Source organism: Streptomyces sp. NPDC002580, assembly GCF_042889485.1.
Taxonomy (GTDB): domain Bacteria; phylum Actinomycetota; class Actinomycetes; order Streptomycetales; family Streptomycetaceae; genus Streptomyces.
Map to the genome: position 1 here is coordinate 379,312 of NZ_JBIAQZ010000007.1, position 14,509 is coordinate 393,820.

Here is a 14,509-nt window from a genome sequence, read left to right on the forward strand (position 1 = left end):
ACCGGCAGGATCGGGCGACCTCGCACCGGGCGCACCCCGGGTGGCCGCTTCGGCCCAAGAAGGTCACTCGTCGGCGTTGCCGTCCGGCGTGGCGTCGCCCTTGCCCCGGCCCTCGCGTGCACCCCCGGACCGCGGCCACGTGAACCGGCGTCCCGACGTGTCGCCCTCGGGGTCGTACTCGTACCTCCATCCCTGATGGAGCCCGAGCCGCTTGCTCGTCGCCGCCTGGACGCGCCGGTAGACCAGCACGGTGGGCCTGCCGCCCGCCGCGTCGGGCACCGGAATCCGGTACGTCTTCGGCGGGTGACCGGTGATCCCGAGCAGGACGGGCAGGACGCGCCCGTCCAGCGGGCCGCCGACAAAGGGGGTGTCTTCGCTCTTCACCGGACCAGTGTCACAGCAGGTGGGCCGCGTCCCCGACAACGGGCAGCACCCGGCGGAGCAGTTCCCCCACGATGCCGTCCGGGCTCTCCATCGCGAGCGAGGCCCGGACCACCGCGGCGGTCTGCGGATCGCGTCCGGCGCTCGCGGTGAGCGCCGCCACGAACTGCTCGACGAGCCAGTCCCGCAGCTCGTCCAGCGGCGGTTCCTTGTCCTCGTCGAGCCAGATCAGCGAGGCGGCCTCGACGGCCGTGATCCACATCCGCACGGTCATCCGCAGCCGGGGGCCGGGATCGCGCACCACCAGGTGATCGAGGATGTGCTCGGCCGCCGCCCTGCGGACCCCGTCGACTATGGCCGTGGTCCGCGAGGTCTCGATGACGCTGCCGCCCCGCAGCAGCGCGCTGAACCCGGCGTCGTGCTGATCCACGAACGCGAGGTAGCGGTCGAGGGCCCGGGCGAGCCGCCGGGTGAGCGGCCCCTCGGGAGGCTCCGCGAAACAGTGCTCCAGTTCCTGCGCGGCGGACCGCAGGGCGGCCTCGTACAACTGCTGTTTGCCGCCCGGGAAGTACCGGTACACGAGCGGCCGCGACACCCCGGCCGCCTCCGCCACGTCGTCCAGCGAGACCTCCTCGGGCACCCGCTGGGCGAACAGGGACAGCGCCGCCTCGAGCAGCTGACTGCGCCGCTCCTCGACACTGAGCCGACGGTAGGCGGGGGTGGGAGCCTGCGAGGTCATGCCGGGCAGCGTAACCGCCCACCCGCACACCCCGAGCCCCGCCCGAGGCCCCCACCCACGGCCCCCGGCCGAGACCCCCGCCTCAGGCCAGCAGCCCCGACGACTTCCACAGCCGCCGCCCGGCCCCCCGCAGTACCCCGATGTCGTCCAGGAAGTCCGTCAGCCGCCCGGCGCCGGTCTGCATCACCTCGCGTCGGTGCCCACTGGCCTTGACCTGGGCCTGGGCCTCGCGCTTGTCGAGGCCGACGTTCGTGTAGACGTCCGGGTTGACGAAGGCGACCGAGAAGACGCGGGCGAACTCGCCCGACGTGATCCGGGTGAACTCCTGGGACCAGCGCGGCGCCGTGACCATCTGGCGCCGCAGTTCCTCCCGGGCGTAGCGGACGTGCCGCGCCTCCTCCACGACGTGGATCCGCGTGACACCCCGGACGAGCGTCTGCACCCGCTCGTCGGGGAACGTCAGCCGCTGCATCCAGTCGAGGATCTCCTCACCGAGCAGCGTGGCCGTGAAGGAACCGGGCGTGGTCGAGATGGTCTTGAAGAGCCGCCCCAGATTCATGTGCGCCCGGCTCACCGGGTAGTACGGGGTGCCCCCGCGCGTGATCAGCCGGGCGAACATCTTCGAGTGCCGGCACTCGTCCTCGATCTCGGTCAGCGCGTAGCGCACGTGCGCGCTCGTCGCCGCCTTGTCGTAGATGTGCCGCACCAGCAGCTGCATCAGGATGATCTCGAACCAGATGCCCAGCGAGGCGAGCGCCGCCGCCTCGTGCTGGGACAGGGCGATCCGCTGCTCCTCGCTCATCCGCCGCCACAGCGGGGTGTCGTACAGCGACACGAGCTCGGGCGGCCAGAACCACTTGCCCTCCTCGAAGGGCGCGTCCCAGTCGAGTTCCTTGTCGGGGTCGAAGGAGTGCTTGGCGGACGAGTCGAGGAGGCGCTCGGCCACCTGCTCCCGGTCCTTGAGTAGACCGAGCGCGTCACGGAGCACATCGGCTTCGGGCACCGTCGTCATGGCTGTTCCCACCTCGTCGTACCGGATCCACGGGAGTTACCGGCGGTCACGTCTTATGAGACTGCTTGTCAGCAAGCTCGTCAATCCCTTGCGCCGGACTTGTTGACGACTCGTCTACTCCGTGTGAGCCTGCGAAGTATGCCGACGCATGAGCTGTACGCCGCGGACTCGGGAGATCCCCTCTGGCAGATACCGGCCTCGGGGGCGGCACGCTTCAGCTGGGAGTACGACGACGGTCGTGACCGGCTACTCGCCCTCTACCAGAAGGGCAAGGACAAGCAGTGGGACGGCCAGAAGCGCATCGACTGGGGCCTGGAGGTCGACCCGGCCGATCCGCTCGGCACCCCCGACGAGGCGATGACGCTCTACGGCACCCCGTACTGGGCGAAGATGACCGACCGGGACAAGGGTGAACTGCGCAAGCACTACGCCTCCTGGCAGTTCAGCCAGTTCCTGCACGGCGAGCAGGGAGCCATGATCTGCGCGGCGCGGATCGTCGAATCCGTCCCCGACCTGGACGCCAAGTTCTACTCGGCCACCCAGACCATGGACGAGGCCCGGCACGCCGAGGTCTACGGCCGTTTCCTGCACGAGAAGATCGGCATGCTCTACCCGATCAACGACAACCTCCAGGCCCTCCTCGGCGACACCCTTCGTGACTCCCGCTGGGACATGCCCTACCTCGGCATGCAGGTGCTGATCGAGGGCCTGGCGCTGGCCGCCTTCGGAATGATCAGGGACACCACCGACAAGCCCCTGCCGAAACAGATCCTGGCCTACGTGATGCAGGACGAGGCCCGCCATGTCGCCTTCGGCCGCATGGCCCTGCGCGACTACTACAAGCAGCTCTCCGACGCCGAACTGCGCGAGCGCGAGGAATTCGTCATCGAGGGCTGCTACTTGATGCGGGACAGGCTGCGCGGCGTCGAGGTCCTGGAGAACTTCGGCATACCGAAGGCGCAGGCCGAGGATTTCAGCGAACAGTCCGAATTCCTGCACCTCTTCCGGCAGTTGCTCTTCAGCCGCATCGTCCCCTGCGTCAAGGACATCGGCCTGTGGGGCAAACGCCTCCAGCAGGCCTACGTCGACATGGGGGTCTTCGACATGGGCAACTCCAACCTGGACCAACTGATGGCCCAGGACGAGGAGATCGCCGAACGGCTGGACCGGGAACGGTTCGCGGTCGAGGAGCGGGCCCGCGTCGCGGAGGTCGCGGAGATGATCGAGGACGGGGCGAATCCGTAGGCCCGCGCGGTGGGGAGAGGGGCGGCCGTAAAGGACTCGCGGTTCCACCGCCCGCCCGGCACCATCGCCCCATGACCCCGTCGATCACCGCGAACCGTACGGCCGCCCGCCGCAGCCTCGAAGGCCTCGCCCTCGGCGACGCCTTCGGGGAACGGTGGTTCCCGCTCTTCAGGGACCGGCTCCAGGCCTACGAGGAGATCCGCGCCCGCCGGACACCTCAGGAGTCCCCGTGGCACTGGACCGACGACACGGCGATGGCGCTCGGCGTCCTGCGGGTCCTCGACGAGCACGGCGAGATCCGGCAGACGGAGCTGGCCCTGGCCTTCGCCCTCGGCTACGACGCCGACCCGGCCCGCGGATACGGCTACGGCATGCACGAACTCCTTCCCCGGCTGCTCCGGGAGCCGCACCGGTGGCCGGAGTCGGCGCGCGGCCTGTTCGGCGGCGAGGGCAGCCTCGGCAACGGCGCGGCGATGCGGGTCGCCCCGCTCGGCGCGTGGTTCCACGCGGACCTCGGGGCCGTCGCCGAACAGGCGGCCCTGTCGGCCGAGGTGACCCACGCCCACCCGGAGGGCATCGCCGGCGCGATCGCCGTGGCCACGGCCGCGGCGCTGTCCGCGCGCGGCGGGCCGGACCTGGCCGCCGTCGTCGCCGCGACCCCGCGGAGCGCCGTCCGGGACGGGCTCGTCCGCGCGGCGGAGCTGCCCTTCTCCACCGAGCCCTGGAAGGCCGCGGACATCCTGGGCAACGGTCAGCGGATCCGGGCCGACGACACCGTCCCCTTCGCCGTCTGGTGCGCGTCCCGTCACCCCGACGACCTGACCGCGGCGCTCTGGAGCACGGCCGAGGGGTTCGGCGACGTCGACACGACCTGCGCGATCACCGGCGGAATCGTCGGCGCCCGCACCGGCGTCGAAGCGGTCGCCGCCGACTGGCTGCGGCGCAGGGAAGCGGTCCCGGGGGCCGCCTGACCTCGCTTCTCGCGAACCCGCGCCGTTCGCAGCCCAGCCCGTCTCGCAGCCCAGCCCGTCTCGCAGCCCAGCCCGTCTCACAGTCCCGGCCTGTACAGCCCTCCCCTGTGGGAGCCCCGGCCCATCACGGGCTCGTTCCTCCGGCAGCCTCGGCGGGTCACGGCTCCGCTCCTCCGGCAGCCTCGGCGCGTCACGGCCCGCCCCTCTCGCACCCTCGGCGCGTCACGGCCTCGGCCCGGCGCCGCCGCGCCCCAGCACAGCCTCCATCACCGACCGGGCGATCGGACCCGCGAACCCGCCTCCGGTGATGTCCCCCCGGTCAGCCGCCGCGTCCTCTACGACGACCGCGACGGCCACCGCGGGCTCCATGGAGTCGTCGGCGCGGGCCCAGGAGATGAACCAGGCGTACGGGGTACCGGAGTTGCCGATGCCGTGCTGGGCCGTGCCGGTCTTTCCGCCGACGGTGGCTCCGGGGATCGCGGCCACCGTGCCCGTGCCGTTCTCCACGACGTCGGTCATCAGCTCGCGCATGCGCTGCGCCGTCGACGCGCTCATCGCCTGGTGGAGGGTCCGCGGACCGTGGGAGGCCAGCGTCCCGCCGCCCGGTGTGGTCGTCCGCTCCACCAGGTACGGCGTCCTGACCGCACCGTCGCCCGCGACCGCCGCGGAGATCATCGCCATCTGCAACGGAGTCGCGCGGGTGTCGAACTGCCCGATGGAGGAGAGCGCCAACTGCGCCTTATCCAGCCGCAGATCGAAGTTGCTCGGCGCCACCGAGAAGGGGATGCGCAGCTTGCGGTCGTTGAAGCCGAAGCCCGCCGCCGTCCTGGTCATGGAGTCGAGACCGACGTCCACGCCCAGTTTCGCGAACACCGTGTTGCACGACCAGGTGAACGCGTACCGCAGGGAGGCGTCCTCGCACCCCTCGATCTCGTTCGTGAGCCTCGTCGTCGTGCCGGGGAGCCGGTACGGGTTCGGCGAGAAGCTGGGCGCGTCCACGTCGTCCACGACGCCCGAGTCCAGCGCCGCCGCGGCGGTCACCACCTTGAACGTCGAGCCCGGCGGATACGTCTGCCGGATCGCCCGGTTCAGCATCGGCTTGTCCGCCCGGCCGTTCAGCCGCGCCCACGCCTCGGAGACCGCCGGCCCCGTCCCGGACAGGACCCCGGGGTCGTACGACGGCGTGGAGACCAGGGCCAGGATCCTGCCGGTGGAGGGCTCGATCGCGGCGACCGCGCCCCGCCGTCGGCCGAGCCCCTCGAAGGCGGCGCGCTGCGCGGCCGGGTCGAGCGTGGTGACGACCCGCCCCCCGGGGTTCCGGGCCCGGGTGACGTCGTTCAGCAGGGGGAACGGGGCGAGCATCGGGTCGGCGCCGGAGAGCACGCCGTCCTCGGTGCTCTCCAGCAGCGTCGTCCCGTACAGCTGCGAGGCGAAGCCGGTGACGGCCGCGTACAACGGGCCCTCCCGGTACGTCCGTTCGTAACGGAGCTGCTCGCCGCTGTCGTTGGAGCCGGTGACCGTGCGGCCGCCGACGACGATGTCGCCGCGCGGCAGGCCGTAACGGGCGATCGCCTGACGGCGGTTGGCGGGATTGTGGTCGTACGACGGGGCGCTGACGATCTGGACGCGGGCGGCGTTGACCAGGAGGGCCACCAACAGCACCGCGCACAGTCCCATCGCCCTCCGGATGTACTTGGTCACGGCGCCGGTGTCCCGTCGTACTGACCGCGGGCGCAGTCGCTGATCCGGATGAGCAGGGCCACGATGATCCAGTTCGTGACCACCGAGGAACCGCCCTGGGCGAGGAACGGCATCGCCATGCCGGTCAGCGGGATCAGGCCGGTCACGCCGCCCGCGATGACGAAGACCTGGAGGGCGATGATCGAGGCGAGGCCGATCGCCAGGAGCCGGCCGAACGGGTCGCGCAGCGCCAGCCCCGCGCGGTAGCCGCGCTCCACGAGGAGGGCGTAGAGGACGAAGATCGCGGACAGGCCGACCAGTCCGAGCTCCTCGCCCGCGGTCGCCAGGACGAAGTCGGACTTGGCGGCGAAGCCGATGAGGATCGAGTGGCCCAGTCCCAGACCGGTGCCGAGCACCCCGCCCGCGGCGAACGCGAAGAGGGACTGGGCGAGTTGGTTGGGACCCTGGCCCGCGGCGATCGACGCGAAGGGGGCCAGCCAGTCCTGTACGCGGCTGTGCACGTGCGGCTCCAGCCGGCCGACCGCGACCGCGCCGACGCAGGCCAGCAGCAGCCCGACCGCGATCCAGCCGGTGCGCCCGGTGGCGACGTACAGCAGGATGACGAAGAGGCCGAAGAAGAGCAGCGAGGTGCCGAGGTCCCGTTCCAGGACCAGGACCAGGACGCTCAGCAGCCAGATCGCGACGATCGGACCGAGGACGCGGCCGGTGGGCAGTTGGAGCCGGGTGAACCGCCAGATCCGGCGGCCGCTGTAGGCGAGGGCGTTGCGGTTGGCGGCGAGGTAGCCGGCGAAGAAGACCGCGAGCAGCACCTTCGCGAACTCGCCCGGCTGGATGGAGAATCCGGCGATCCGGATCCAGATGCGGGCGCCGTTCACCGCCGGGAAGAAGATCGGCAGGACGAGCAGGGCGAGCGCGCCGGCCACCGAGACGTAGGTGTAGCGCTGGAGGACGCGGTGGTCGCGCAGGAAGAACACGACCACGATGAAGAACGCGACCCCGAGCGTCGACCAGATGAGCTGGATGGGCGCCGCCTGGTCGGCCGGGGTCTCCAGGTCGAGCCGGTAGATCAGCACCAGGCCCAGGCCGTTGAGGAGGACGGCGATGGGCAGCAGCAGCGGATCCGCGTACGGGGCCCGCAGGCGTACGGCGACGTGGGCGAGGAGCGCGAGCACGCCGAGCCCGGCGCCGTAACCGGCGGCGCCGGGCGGGACGGTGCCGTTCCTGGCCAGACCGACAGCGCAGTAGCCGTACACGCAGAGCAGGACGGCGACGACGATGAGGGAGAACTCGATGCCACGGCGCCTGGGCAGGCGGTCGGCGGGGGGCGCCGCTCCCGCCGCCAGGGCCGTTCCGGACATTCCGGGCTGGATCATGACCGGAACGTAGCAAGCGGGCGACCCGATGTCCTGTTATGGGACGGTGAACCGGCTGTTCCGGTTCGCCTTCGGGGGTGTCAGCACCAGCGGGGGGAGGGGCCGATGTTGTCGATGTAGCGGGCGGCACCCCAGGCCCAGGTGCCGTCCGTGAGGAGGTACCACAGGGGGTTGCCGTGGACGCTCTGGCCCGAGGTCTTGCAGTAGATGGAGACGATCTCGCCGCGCCGGGCGACCCGGATCAGTTGGCTGCCGCGGGTCGGGGCGCTGCGCAGGGCCAGCCCGTCGCGGGCGGTGATCCTGCCCTTGTAGTGGCGCGGGTTGTTCTGACCGAGGCCGTCACCCCGTCCACCGGTCGTCTGGCCGGCCTCACCCCGCCCGTCACCCGGCTGACGGCCTCCGCCGCCGCCACCTCCGCCGGTGTTCCCCTGCTGGCTGTGCCCCCCGCCGCCCCCGCCCCCGCCCCCGCCGGTGTTCGCCTGCTGGCCTCCGCCCCCGCCACCTCCGCCGGTGTTCGCCTGCTGGCTGTGCCCCCCGCCGCCCCCGCCGGTGTTCGCCTGCTGCCCTCCGCCGCCTCCGCCCCCGCCACCTCCGCCGGTGTTCGCCTGCTGGCCGCCGCCTCCGCCTCCACCGGTGCTCCACTGCTGGCCGCCGCCTCCACCGGTATTTCCTTGCTGGCCGCCCCCGCCGCCGCTCGTGTTCCACTGGCCGCCGAGCCCGGCGTCGCCGTCCTGCTCACCCCCCGTACCCCCACCCCCGCCTCCGTCGTCGCTCCACTCGCGGCTGCCGCCGCTTCCGGAGCCGCCGTCACCGTCGGCGACGGAGGGGGCGGCCGCGGCGAAGGCGACGAGACTGCCGGCGGCGAGAGCTACGGCGAATCGGGTGTAGGTGGATTTCAGGGACATGGGAGCTCCTCCAGAAGGCGGCATAACCTGGCTTATCGCCACATTAGGAGTGGGGTTCGGGGAGCGCAGTTCACACTCCGCCATCGGAGACGCCCGGGCCCTCCGATACACCCTGAGGGAGCGTCAGCGCCGCCCACCGCTCCGCCGACCGGGGTAAGACCGACCGCGCCGACCGGGCAGGACCGATCGGATCGACCCGGGCCGAGCCAGTTGGATCGACCCGAGCAGGACAGGTCGATCGGGGCGACCGGGTCCGGTCGGGACGGTCGCGAAGGTCCCGTTCGCGCTCCGTCCGGGACGATCCCCTTCCACCTGCGGCGATGCCCACCGCGCGAGAGGGACCCCCGCCTGTTCCGTCACTCGTCATTCCGCTATTCCGCGAGCTCCTCCAGGAGCCGTGCCGTGGTGAGTCCGGCCCGCAGGTACTCCACGAAGAGATCGTTGTGCAGCGCCCAGGGGGAACGCCGGGCCCTGATCAGTCGGATCGCGTCGTCGGCGGTGTGCCCCGCGAGGGCGAGCGCGTGGGCGACGACCAGCCCCGAGCGGTTGTACCCGTGATAGCAGCGGACGAGCACCCGGCGCCCGTCCTCCAGCCCGTCGTCCGCGGCCCGCGCGAGCCGTATGACCCCCGCGAGCTGGGTGCCGTCCAACGGCCCGTCCGGTATCGGCCACACATGGTGCTCGACCCCCGGATCGGGGCCGTGCCCCGGAAGTCGCAGAAGCGTCAGCACCAGATCGAACTCATCGTGTACGACGGCGGATTCGGGCTGTCCCGAGCGCCCCGCGAACTCGTGGCCACCCATCCACAGGCCGGGCACGATCTCACTCCACGGGCTGCCCGGAGCCGGAACATCCGGGTATTTTCTGCGAGTCCGCAACAGCGCCTCCCACCCAACTCCCCCAACTGCTCCCAAAGGTAACCGGGTTCTTGCCCCTGGAGCACCCCGCCTGTTCCCATGGTCGTGGGGTGATGGTGCATGAGCGGACTGCGCGTCGTACCGGCCTGGCGCCACGGACAGGAGCGCCTGTACGTGTGCCTGACCGACGGGAGGAACGTCGCCTGGTACGACCGTGAGGCGGCCCGGGTCAACCTGCTCAGTGAGGACCGGCGGGCGGACGTGCTCCACGCGCTGGGCCCGTTCCTGACCGGCCCTGTGACGGTCGGACCGCCACCCGTCCCCACACCGGCCGAGCTGGCCCGGCTGACCCTGCACCCGGACGACGACCTCGCGCCGAACCGGCCCGGCGAGGCACTGGTGATCGCCCTCGACCGCGACCCCGGCCCGGCGCACCGGCTGCGCCCCGACCCGCGCCGCCGCCGGCTCGCCGCCGAGCAGGCCGTCGGCACCGCCCTCGACCGGCTGGAGTCGGGCGGCTGGCGCACCCTGCACTCGGTCCCGCTCCCGGGCGGCGACCGCATCCACCACCTGGTGATCGGCCCCGCCGGCCTCTTCTGCGTCCGCACCCTGTCCGCGCACCGGCAGCGCGTCCGTGTCGACGGTCCGATGGTCGTCGTCGGGCGGCGCGAACCGCGGCCACTGCTGCGCCGGGTCCGGGCGGACGCGGACCGCGCGTCCCATGCCCTGACGGCCGAGGTGCGCGCCGTCCTCGCCGTGGTCGGAGCCGCCGCCCTCGACGCGCCGGCCCCACCCCGTGACGTCCGCGTGCTGCGCGACACCGACCTCGCGGGTCTCGCCCGGCTCGGCGGGGTGCTCAAGCCGGCGGACGTGGAAGCCCTGCACGCGATGGCCCGGGACCGGCACACATGGCTACGGATGTGAACCGGGCGCACACGTCGCGCGAGCCTCCGCCGGGGTGATCAGGGCAGCGGGCCCGCGCGGTCCGCGTCGAACAACGGGGCCGGCAGGTCACCGAACTCCTGTACGCGCGGCGGGATGTCCGGCGCCTGGAAGGCCAGCCGGTCCGGTGTCCGGCACGCCTCGACCTCGTCCCATGTCACGGGCACCGAGACCGTGGGCCCGGTCCGCGCCCTGAGCGTGCAGGGGGTGGCCGTCGTCTTGCGCCCGGCGTTCTGGCTCCAGTCGACGAACACCTTCCCGGGCCGCAGGCTCCGCGTCGTCCGGTGCACGGCCTGTCGGGGCAGCGCCTTCTCCGCCTCCACGGCCAGCTCCTTCGCGTACGCGCTGACCTCGGCGGACGGTGTGGGCGCGACGGCGGCCAGCAGGTGCAGCCCCTTCGACCCGGACGACTTCGCGTACGCCTCGATCCCGTCGGCGGCCAGCCGCTCATGCAGCCACAGCGCGACCTCGCAGCACTCCACGACCGTCGCCGGGGCCCCCGGATCGAGATCGAAGACGATCCGGTCGGCGATCCCGGGCGTGCCGGTCGTCCACTGCGGCGTGTGGAACTCGGTCACGAGGTTCGCCGCCCACATGAGCGAGGCCAGATCCTGGACGAGGACCATCCGGGCGGGCCCTCGGTACGCGGAACCTCGGCGGTCCTGACCCAGGAGGGCGTACCGGGCGGCACGTTCTTGGTGAAGAAGACCTTGCCGTCCGGTCCGTCGGGACAGCGGAGGAAGGAGACCGGCCGGTCACGCAGATGAGGGAGCAGCACGTCCGCCACGGTGGCGTAGTAGTGCGGCACCTCGCCCTTGGTGAAACCGGTGGCCGGGTGGAGGACCTTCTCCAGGTTGGTGAGCGCGAGCCTTCTGCCCTCCACCTCGGTGATCGGCGTCATGCGATGAGAATCCCACGGAAAAGGGAATGAAACGGTTCAAAGTGATCTGAAGGGTGCTGCACGTGCGATCCATATGGAACGGCGCCATCTCCTTCGGTCTGGTCAGCATCCCCGTCAAGGTCGTGAACGCCACGCAGAGCCACGCGATCTCCTTCCGCCAGATCCACCTCGACGGCGGCGGCCGCATCCGCTACCGCAAGGTCTGCGAGCTGGAGGGCAGCGAGGTCTCGACCTCGGAGATCGGCAAGGCCTACGAGGACGCCGACGGCACGCTGATCCCGATCACCGACGAGGACCTCGCTTCCCTGCCGATCCCGACCGCCCGGACGATCGAGATCGTGGCCGACCGATTCGTGCGGGCCGGCTGGCGGTCGAGGTCGTCCTCCTGGCATGGCTACGAACTTGAGATCGCTTGGTGCCAGGTTGAGATCGACCCCATCGAGAGTTCAGAGGCCTTGCTGAACGGGGTTGCGGACCCCGAGCGATTCGATGAACTCGGCACTCTCCTCCACCGCTTCGGGTTCGACTTCTCCCTGGAGCTCTACGACGGAGACTGCGCTTTGATCCGTGAGATCAGCACCTGACCCGTAGCGGGGGCCAGGCTTCTGGAACTGCCGGGAGCCTTCGTCGTTTTCGTGGACTGACCAGGGGAAACGTTCCGAGATCCCTTCCTTGAACAGCCCACAGGCGTCGGCGTAGGGCCGCTCAGGACGGCACTCGGCTGCGCGTAGCTGTAGATACGCGAAGACCCCGGCCTCAGGGTTGCCGCTGGTGACGGGGTCTTTGGGCACCTCATAAGGGGTGCCCCCGGCAGGATCCGAACCTGTGCACACGGCTCCGGAGCACAATCAGAGTTCGGCTTGCGAATCGGCTCTGGCCAGCGGGTTTCTTGATCCCGCGAGGCGCTCGGCGCCCTCCTGTATCGCAAATGGCGCGAAGTCGGAAGTCGCCTCCGGCTCCTGCGCCCATTGAGAGGTCGGCTCCGCCGACGGGCTGTAGCACCCGGTGCGGGTGTTACAGCCCGCCGGTGTCCGGGCAGCCCGGACACCGGCACTCGGAGGTGTGGCGGAGGCCTGTCACAGGAGCTCGACGTTCACCGTTGATGGGCGTTGTGCCGCATAGTCGGTAGCCCAGGCTGGGTGCAGGCGATTTTGAGAATCACTTCTCGTCTTGATTCGTAATGTGATATAAGAATCTAGCCTTTATGGGCACGTCTTTCATGTCGGAAGCTTGTAATGTTGGGTGATGGTCAAAAATGCGCACAGAGATGCGATGTGGACGTGTGCCATTCGCGGCACCCAAGCCCTCTCAATTGAACTCCTTGATTTCTGCGCTAACGGCGGCTTCACCCGCCATGTCGCTAGAACTAACAGGATTCGCTAATCAAGGCAGTGTGCGAGTGACGGGAACTTCCCTGTCGGACCTAACTGCCCAGCTGCCTGGAATTCGTAAACTCCATTATCTCAAGATTTCGGCAATATCCAGTTCAACCCCTCAGTCTGACGTGATGGAGATGGAATTCGGAATCAGGGACGGTCTCCGGAGGTGCGACTTCCTTAATGGCTGGTTCAGGCGAATTAGAATATGGGATATTCGCCTAATGGTCACGAGTGCGAGTTCAAGTGAAGCTGACAGGCTACTCGCTGTAATAATGACGACGCTTAAGACTGAGAAGATCAAGGACTCGTTTGTCGCATTCTCGGCCGTTCTTCCTGCGGTGTCAGAGCTGAGTGGAATGATCTGGTTTTTTGTGTCGCTCTTGAGGAGTGCCCCTGCGGCAAATTATTCCCTCTCTCTGTTCTTGGTGTTCTATTGGCGGGTTGCTATTTGCATTTCTCCGGTTTCGGTTGTCTTGTGGCTCCGTCCCCGTTCTCCTTTCAGTCTATCCAGCCTTCTGTCTTGGCACCCGTCCGCCCGTGCGCAAGCTGTTTGGACTGTTGTTGGTGGTATGGCCGGCCTGCTTGCTCTGTTCATCTCCCTTGCTGCTTGGCTGGTACCTAAAGGTTGAAGGCATTGAGAGACGGGCGTCGGCCGGTCGGAAGCGAGCAGAAGACTTGAGCGAGAGGCAGACCGCGCGGCGAGCGGAGCGAGACGCCTTGATCAGGTAAGGAAAATTCCACGCCATCCTTCGTGAGGCAGATCGGGTCGGAAGTTGCGTTCGGCTCCTACGCCCAATGAGAGGCAGGCTTCGCCGACGGGCTGAAACACTCCGGGTGTCACAGGCGGCTCGATGACCTGTCGTCTGACGCGGGCTCCAACGGGCAGAGCCGCTAAGGTCTTTGTCCAGTACCGACGAACGTTCTGCAGCCGGAGTCTTCGGAGGAAACAGGAACTCAGGCTTGAGTCCGAAGATGGCGGCTCGTGCTGTGCACTTTGGTTAGCCAAGTTGAGTGTCGGTTGCTCCTTGACCCACACCGCGCCACTGGCTTGGGCTGATCCCGAACTGGTCTCGAAACCAGCGAGAGAAGGCGCCTGGCGAGGTGAAGCCCAGGAGTTGCGTAACTTCCGTGAGGGGACGTTGGTCGTCTGCCACGAATCGCTGGGCCAAGTCGCTGCGGGTGGCATTGCGGAGTGATGAGAACGTCTCACCGGATTGGGCAAGCCGCCGTTGCATCGTGCGGCGATCGACGCCCATGCTGCGTGCCACCTCGCTCGCCGTACACCGGCCAGAGGGCAGTAGGACTTCGATAATCTTGCGTACCCGTTCCGTATCGGAGGGGTCAGACGTGGGAGCCAGGGACTCGACATACTGCTGGGCATATCTGCGGAGAATCGGGTCGGCTTCCGTGTTGGCCGCCTCAAGCGCTCTTGAGGCCAGCACGATGCCGTTGAAGCCCGCCCTGAAGGCCAGGTCTGTTCCCAGTACACGGTGGTGAGTTTCCAGGTTCGCGGGTGCTGCATGAGTGAAGCAGACCTGGCGCGGTCGCAGTCGGTGGCCGAGGAAGTCGGCGAGGACCTGGTAATACGCGCCGGCCACGAGTTTCACAGCTTGGCGGATCCGCCGGGCCCCCGGGAGTTCCAGGGCGATGTGGAGTGTCGCGATGGCATCGGCCTCGTGCAAGCTGGCACGCAGAGCCTCGTTATACATCCGCTCGTACCTGATAAGGACTTGGAGCACGCTACGGATGTCGGGCTCCTCGCGGATGGACACCCCGCCGGCCACGTGGGCTCAGCACGGGGTCACTGACGGCGCCGATGTGCTAGCCGTGCTCTGCGAGCGCCACGGCCAGCCCTTCCCCTGCGACACCTACACCGTTCGCACCTGGAGCGGCGGCACCCACCTGTACTTCCTCGCACCCGAGGGCGAACGCCTGCGCAACACCGCCGGAGACAGCGCCCGCGGGCTCGGTTGGAAGGTCGACACCTGAGCGTGGGGCGGGCTCGTGGTCGGCGCGGGCAGCACCGTCGCCGGACACCCGTACAAGATCACCCACGACAGGCCCGTAGCACCCCTGCCGGGCTGGCTCGCCGAACTCCTGCGG

General features: G+C 69.5%; 12 protein-coding genes and 2 pseudogenes. 5 read left to right on the top strand and 9 right to left on the bottom strand.

The genetic code is table 11. The annotated features are described in order from the left end of the window. Positions 1 to 63: 63 nt before the first annotated feature. From ACFYW7_RS23265 to ACFYW7_RS23275, 3 genes are all read right to left on the bottom strand, one after another. Positions 64 to 384: a hypothetical protein gene (locus ACFYW7_RS23265; protein ID WP_389505308.1), complete on the bottom strand. Its 321-nt coding sequence runs from the start codon at positions 382 to 384 to the stop codon at positions 64 to 66. A gap of 10 nt (positions 385 to 394) precedes the next feature. Beyond that, positions 395 to 1,120 (bottom strand): TetR/AcrR family transcriptional regulator, encoded by a 726-nt coding sequence (locus ACFYW7_RS23270; RefSeq protein WP_389505310.1) that lies wholly within the window; start codon positions 1,118 to 1,120, stop codon positions 395 to 397. 82 nt (positions 1,121 to 1,202) lie between these two features. Next, on the bottom strand, positions 1,203 to 2,132 hold the full coding sequence (locus ACFYW7_RS23275) for a diiron oxygenase (protein ID WP_389505312.1): 930 nt from the start codon (positions 2,130 to 2,132) through the stop codon (positions 1,203 to 1,205). 138 nt (positions 2,133 to 2,270) lie between these two features. Between ACFYW7_RS23275 and ACFYW7_RS23280 the strand changes: the two genes are divergently transcribed. Beyond that, positions 2,271 to 3,377, top strand: coding sequence for a ferritin-like domain-containing protein (locus tag ACFYW7_RS23280; protein WP_389505314.1), 1,107 nt, complete (start codon positions 2,271 to 2,273; stop codon positions 3,375 to 3,377). 71 nt (positions 3,378 to 3,448) lie between these two features. After that, positions 3,449 to 4,348 (top strand): ADP-ribosylglycohydrolase family protein, encoded by a 900-nt coding sequence (locus tag ACFYW7_RS23285; protein ID WP_389505316.1) that lies wholly within the window; start codon positions 3,449 to 3,451, stop codon positions 4,346 to 4,348. A gap of 222 nt (positions 4,349 to 4,570) precedes the next feature. On the opposite strand, the gene ACFYW7_RS23290 is transcribed toward ACFYW7_RS23285, so the two are convergent. From ACFYW7_RS23290 to ACFYW7_RS23305, 4 genes are all read right to left on the bottom strand, one after another. After that, complete coding sequence (locus ACFYW7_RS23290) at positions 4,571 to 6,049, bottom strand: penicillin-binding transpeptidase domain-containing protein (RefSeq protein ID WP_389505318.1); 1,479 nt, start codon at positions 6,047 to 6,049, stop codon at positions 4,571 to 4,573. Continuing rightward, positions 6,046 to 7,422 (bottom strand): FtsW/RodA/SpoVE family cell cycle protein, encoded by a 1,377-nt coding sequence (locus ACFYW7_RS23295; protein ID WP_389505320.1) that lies wholly within the window; start codon positions 7,420 to 7,422, stop codon positions 6,046 to 6,048. Before ACFYW7_RS23295 ends, ACFYW7_RS23290 begins: the two co-directional genes overlap by 4 nt. Before the next feature lie 80 nt (positions 7,423 to 7,502). Next, positions 7,503 to 8,327: an SH3 domain-containing protein gene (locus tag ACFYW7_RS23300; RefSeq protein WP_389505322.1), complete on the bottom strand. Its 825-nt coding sequence runs from the start codon at positions 8,325 to 8,327 to the stop codon at positions 7,503 to 7,505. Between the two features lie 371 nt (positions 8,328 to 8,698). Next, complete coding sequence (locus ACFYW7_RS23305) at positions 8,699 to 9,205, bottom strand: protein phosphatase (protein WP_389505324.1); 507 nt, start codon at positions 9,203 to 9,205, stop codon at positions 8,699 to 8,701. A gap of 99 nt (positions 9,206 to 9,304) precedes the next feature. Between ACFYW7_RS23305 and ACFYW7_RS23310 the strand changes: the two genes are divergently transcribed. After that, on the top strand, positions 9,305 to 10,108 hold the full coding sequence (locus ACFYW7_RS23310; protein WP_389505327.1) for a nuclease-related domain-containing protein: 804 nt from the start codon (positions 9,305 to 9,307) through the stop codon (positions 10,106 to 10,108). 38 nt (positions 10,109 to 10,146) lie between these two features. Here the strand turns inward: ACFYW7_RS23310 and ligD are convergent. Next, positions 10,147 to 11,027, bottom strand: a pseudogene (gene ligD, locus ACFYW7_RS23315) (non-homologous end-joining DNA ligase). A gap of 53 nt (positions 11,028 to 11,080) precedes the next feature. On the opposite strand from ligD, the pseudogene ACFYW7_RS23320 reads away from it, so the two are divergent. Beyond that, positions 11,081 to 11,371, top strand: a pseudogene (locus ACFYW7_RS23320) (Ku protein); the annotation flags it as partial. 2,033 nt (positions 11,372 to 13,404) lie between these two features. On the opposite strand, the gene ACFYW7_RS23325 reads toward ACFYW7_RS23320, so the two are convergent. Next, on the bottom strand, positions 13,405 to 14,190 hold the full coding sequence (locus ACFYW7_RS23325; protein ID WP_389505330.1) for a helix-turn-helix domain-containing protein: 786 nt from the start codon (positions 14,188 to 14,190) through the stop codon (positions 13,405 to 13,407). Here ACFYW7_RS23325 and ACFYW7_RS23330 point away from each other — a divergent pair. After that, complete coding sequence (locus tag ACFYW7_RS23330) at positions 14,153 to 14,395, top strand: bifunctional DNA primase/polymerase (RefSeq protein ID WP_389505332.1); 243 nt, start codon at positions 14,153 to 14,155, stop codon at positions 14,393 to 14,395. The genes ACFYW7_RS23325 and ACFYW7_RS23330 overlap by 38 nt on opposite strands. The last annotated feature ends 114 nt before the right edge of the window (positions 14,396 to 14,509 follow it).

What these genes read in the sequence shown, in the direction of transcription:
- ACFYW7_RS23280 (WP_389505314.1), top strand. Translation starts at nt 2,271, where the DNA reads ATGCCGACGCATGAGCTGTACGCCGCGGACTCGGGAGATCCCCTCTGG.
- ACFYW7_RS23330 (WP_389505332.1), top strand. Translation starts at nt 14,153, where the DNA reads ATGTCGGGCTCCTCGCGGATGGACACCCCGCCGGCCACGTGGGCTCAG.
- ACFYW7_RS23285 (WP_389505316.1), top strand. Translation starts at nt 3,449, where the DNA reads ATGACCCCGTCGATCACCGCGAACCGTACGGCCGCCCGCCGCAGCCTC.
- ACFYW7_RS23275 (WP_389505312.1), bottom strand. Translation starts at nt 2,132, where the DNA reads ATGACGACGGTGCCCGAAGCCGATGTGCTCCGTGACGCGCTCGGTCTA.
- ACFYW7_RS23300 (WP_389505322.1), bottom strand. Translation starts at nt 8,327, where the DNA reads ATGTCCCTGAAATCCACCTACACCCGATTCGCCGTAGCTCTCGCCGCC.
- ACFYW7_RS23270 (WP_389505310.1), bottom strand. Translation starts at nt 1,120, where the DNA reads ATGACCTCGCAGGCTCCCACCCCCGCCTACCGTCGGCTCAGTGTCGAG.
- ACFYW7_RS23310 (WP_389505327.1), top strand. Translation starts at nt 9,305, where the DNA reads ATGAGCGGACTGCGCGTCGTACCGGCCTGGCGCCACGGACAGGAGCGC.
- ACFYW7_RS23295 (WP_389505320.1), bottom strand. Translation starts at nt 7,422, where the DNA reads ATGATCCAGCCCGGAATGTCCGGAACGGCCCTGGCGGCGGGAGCGGCG.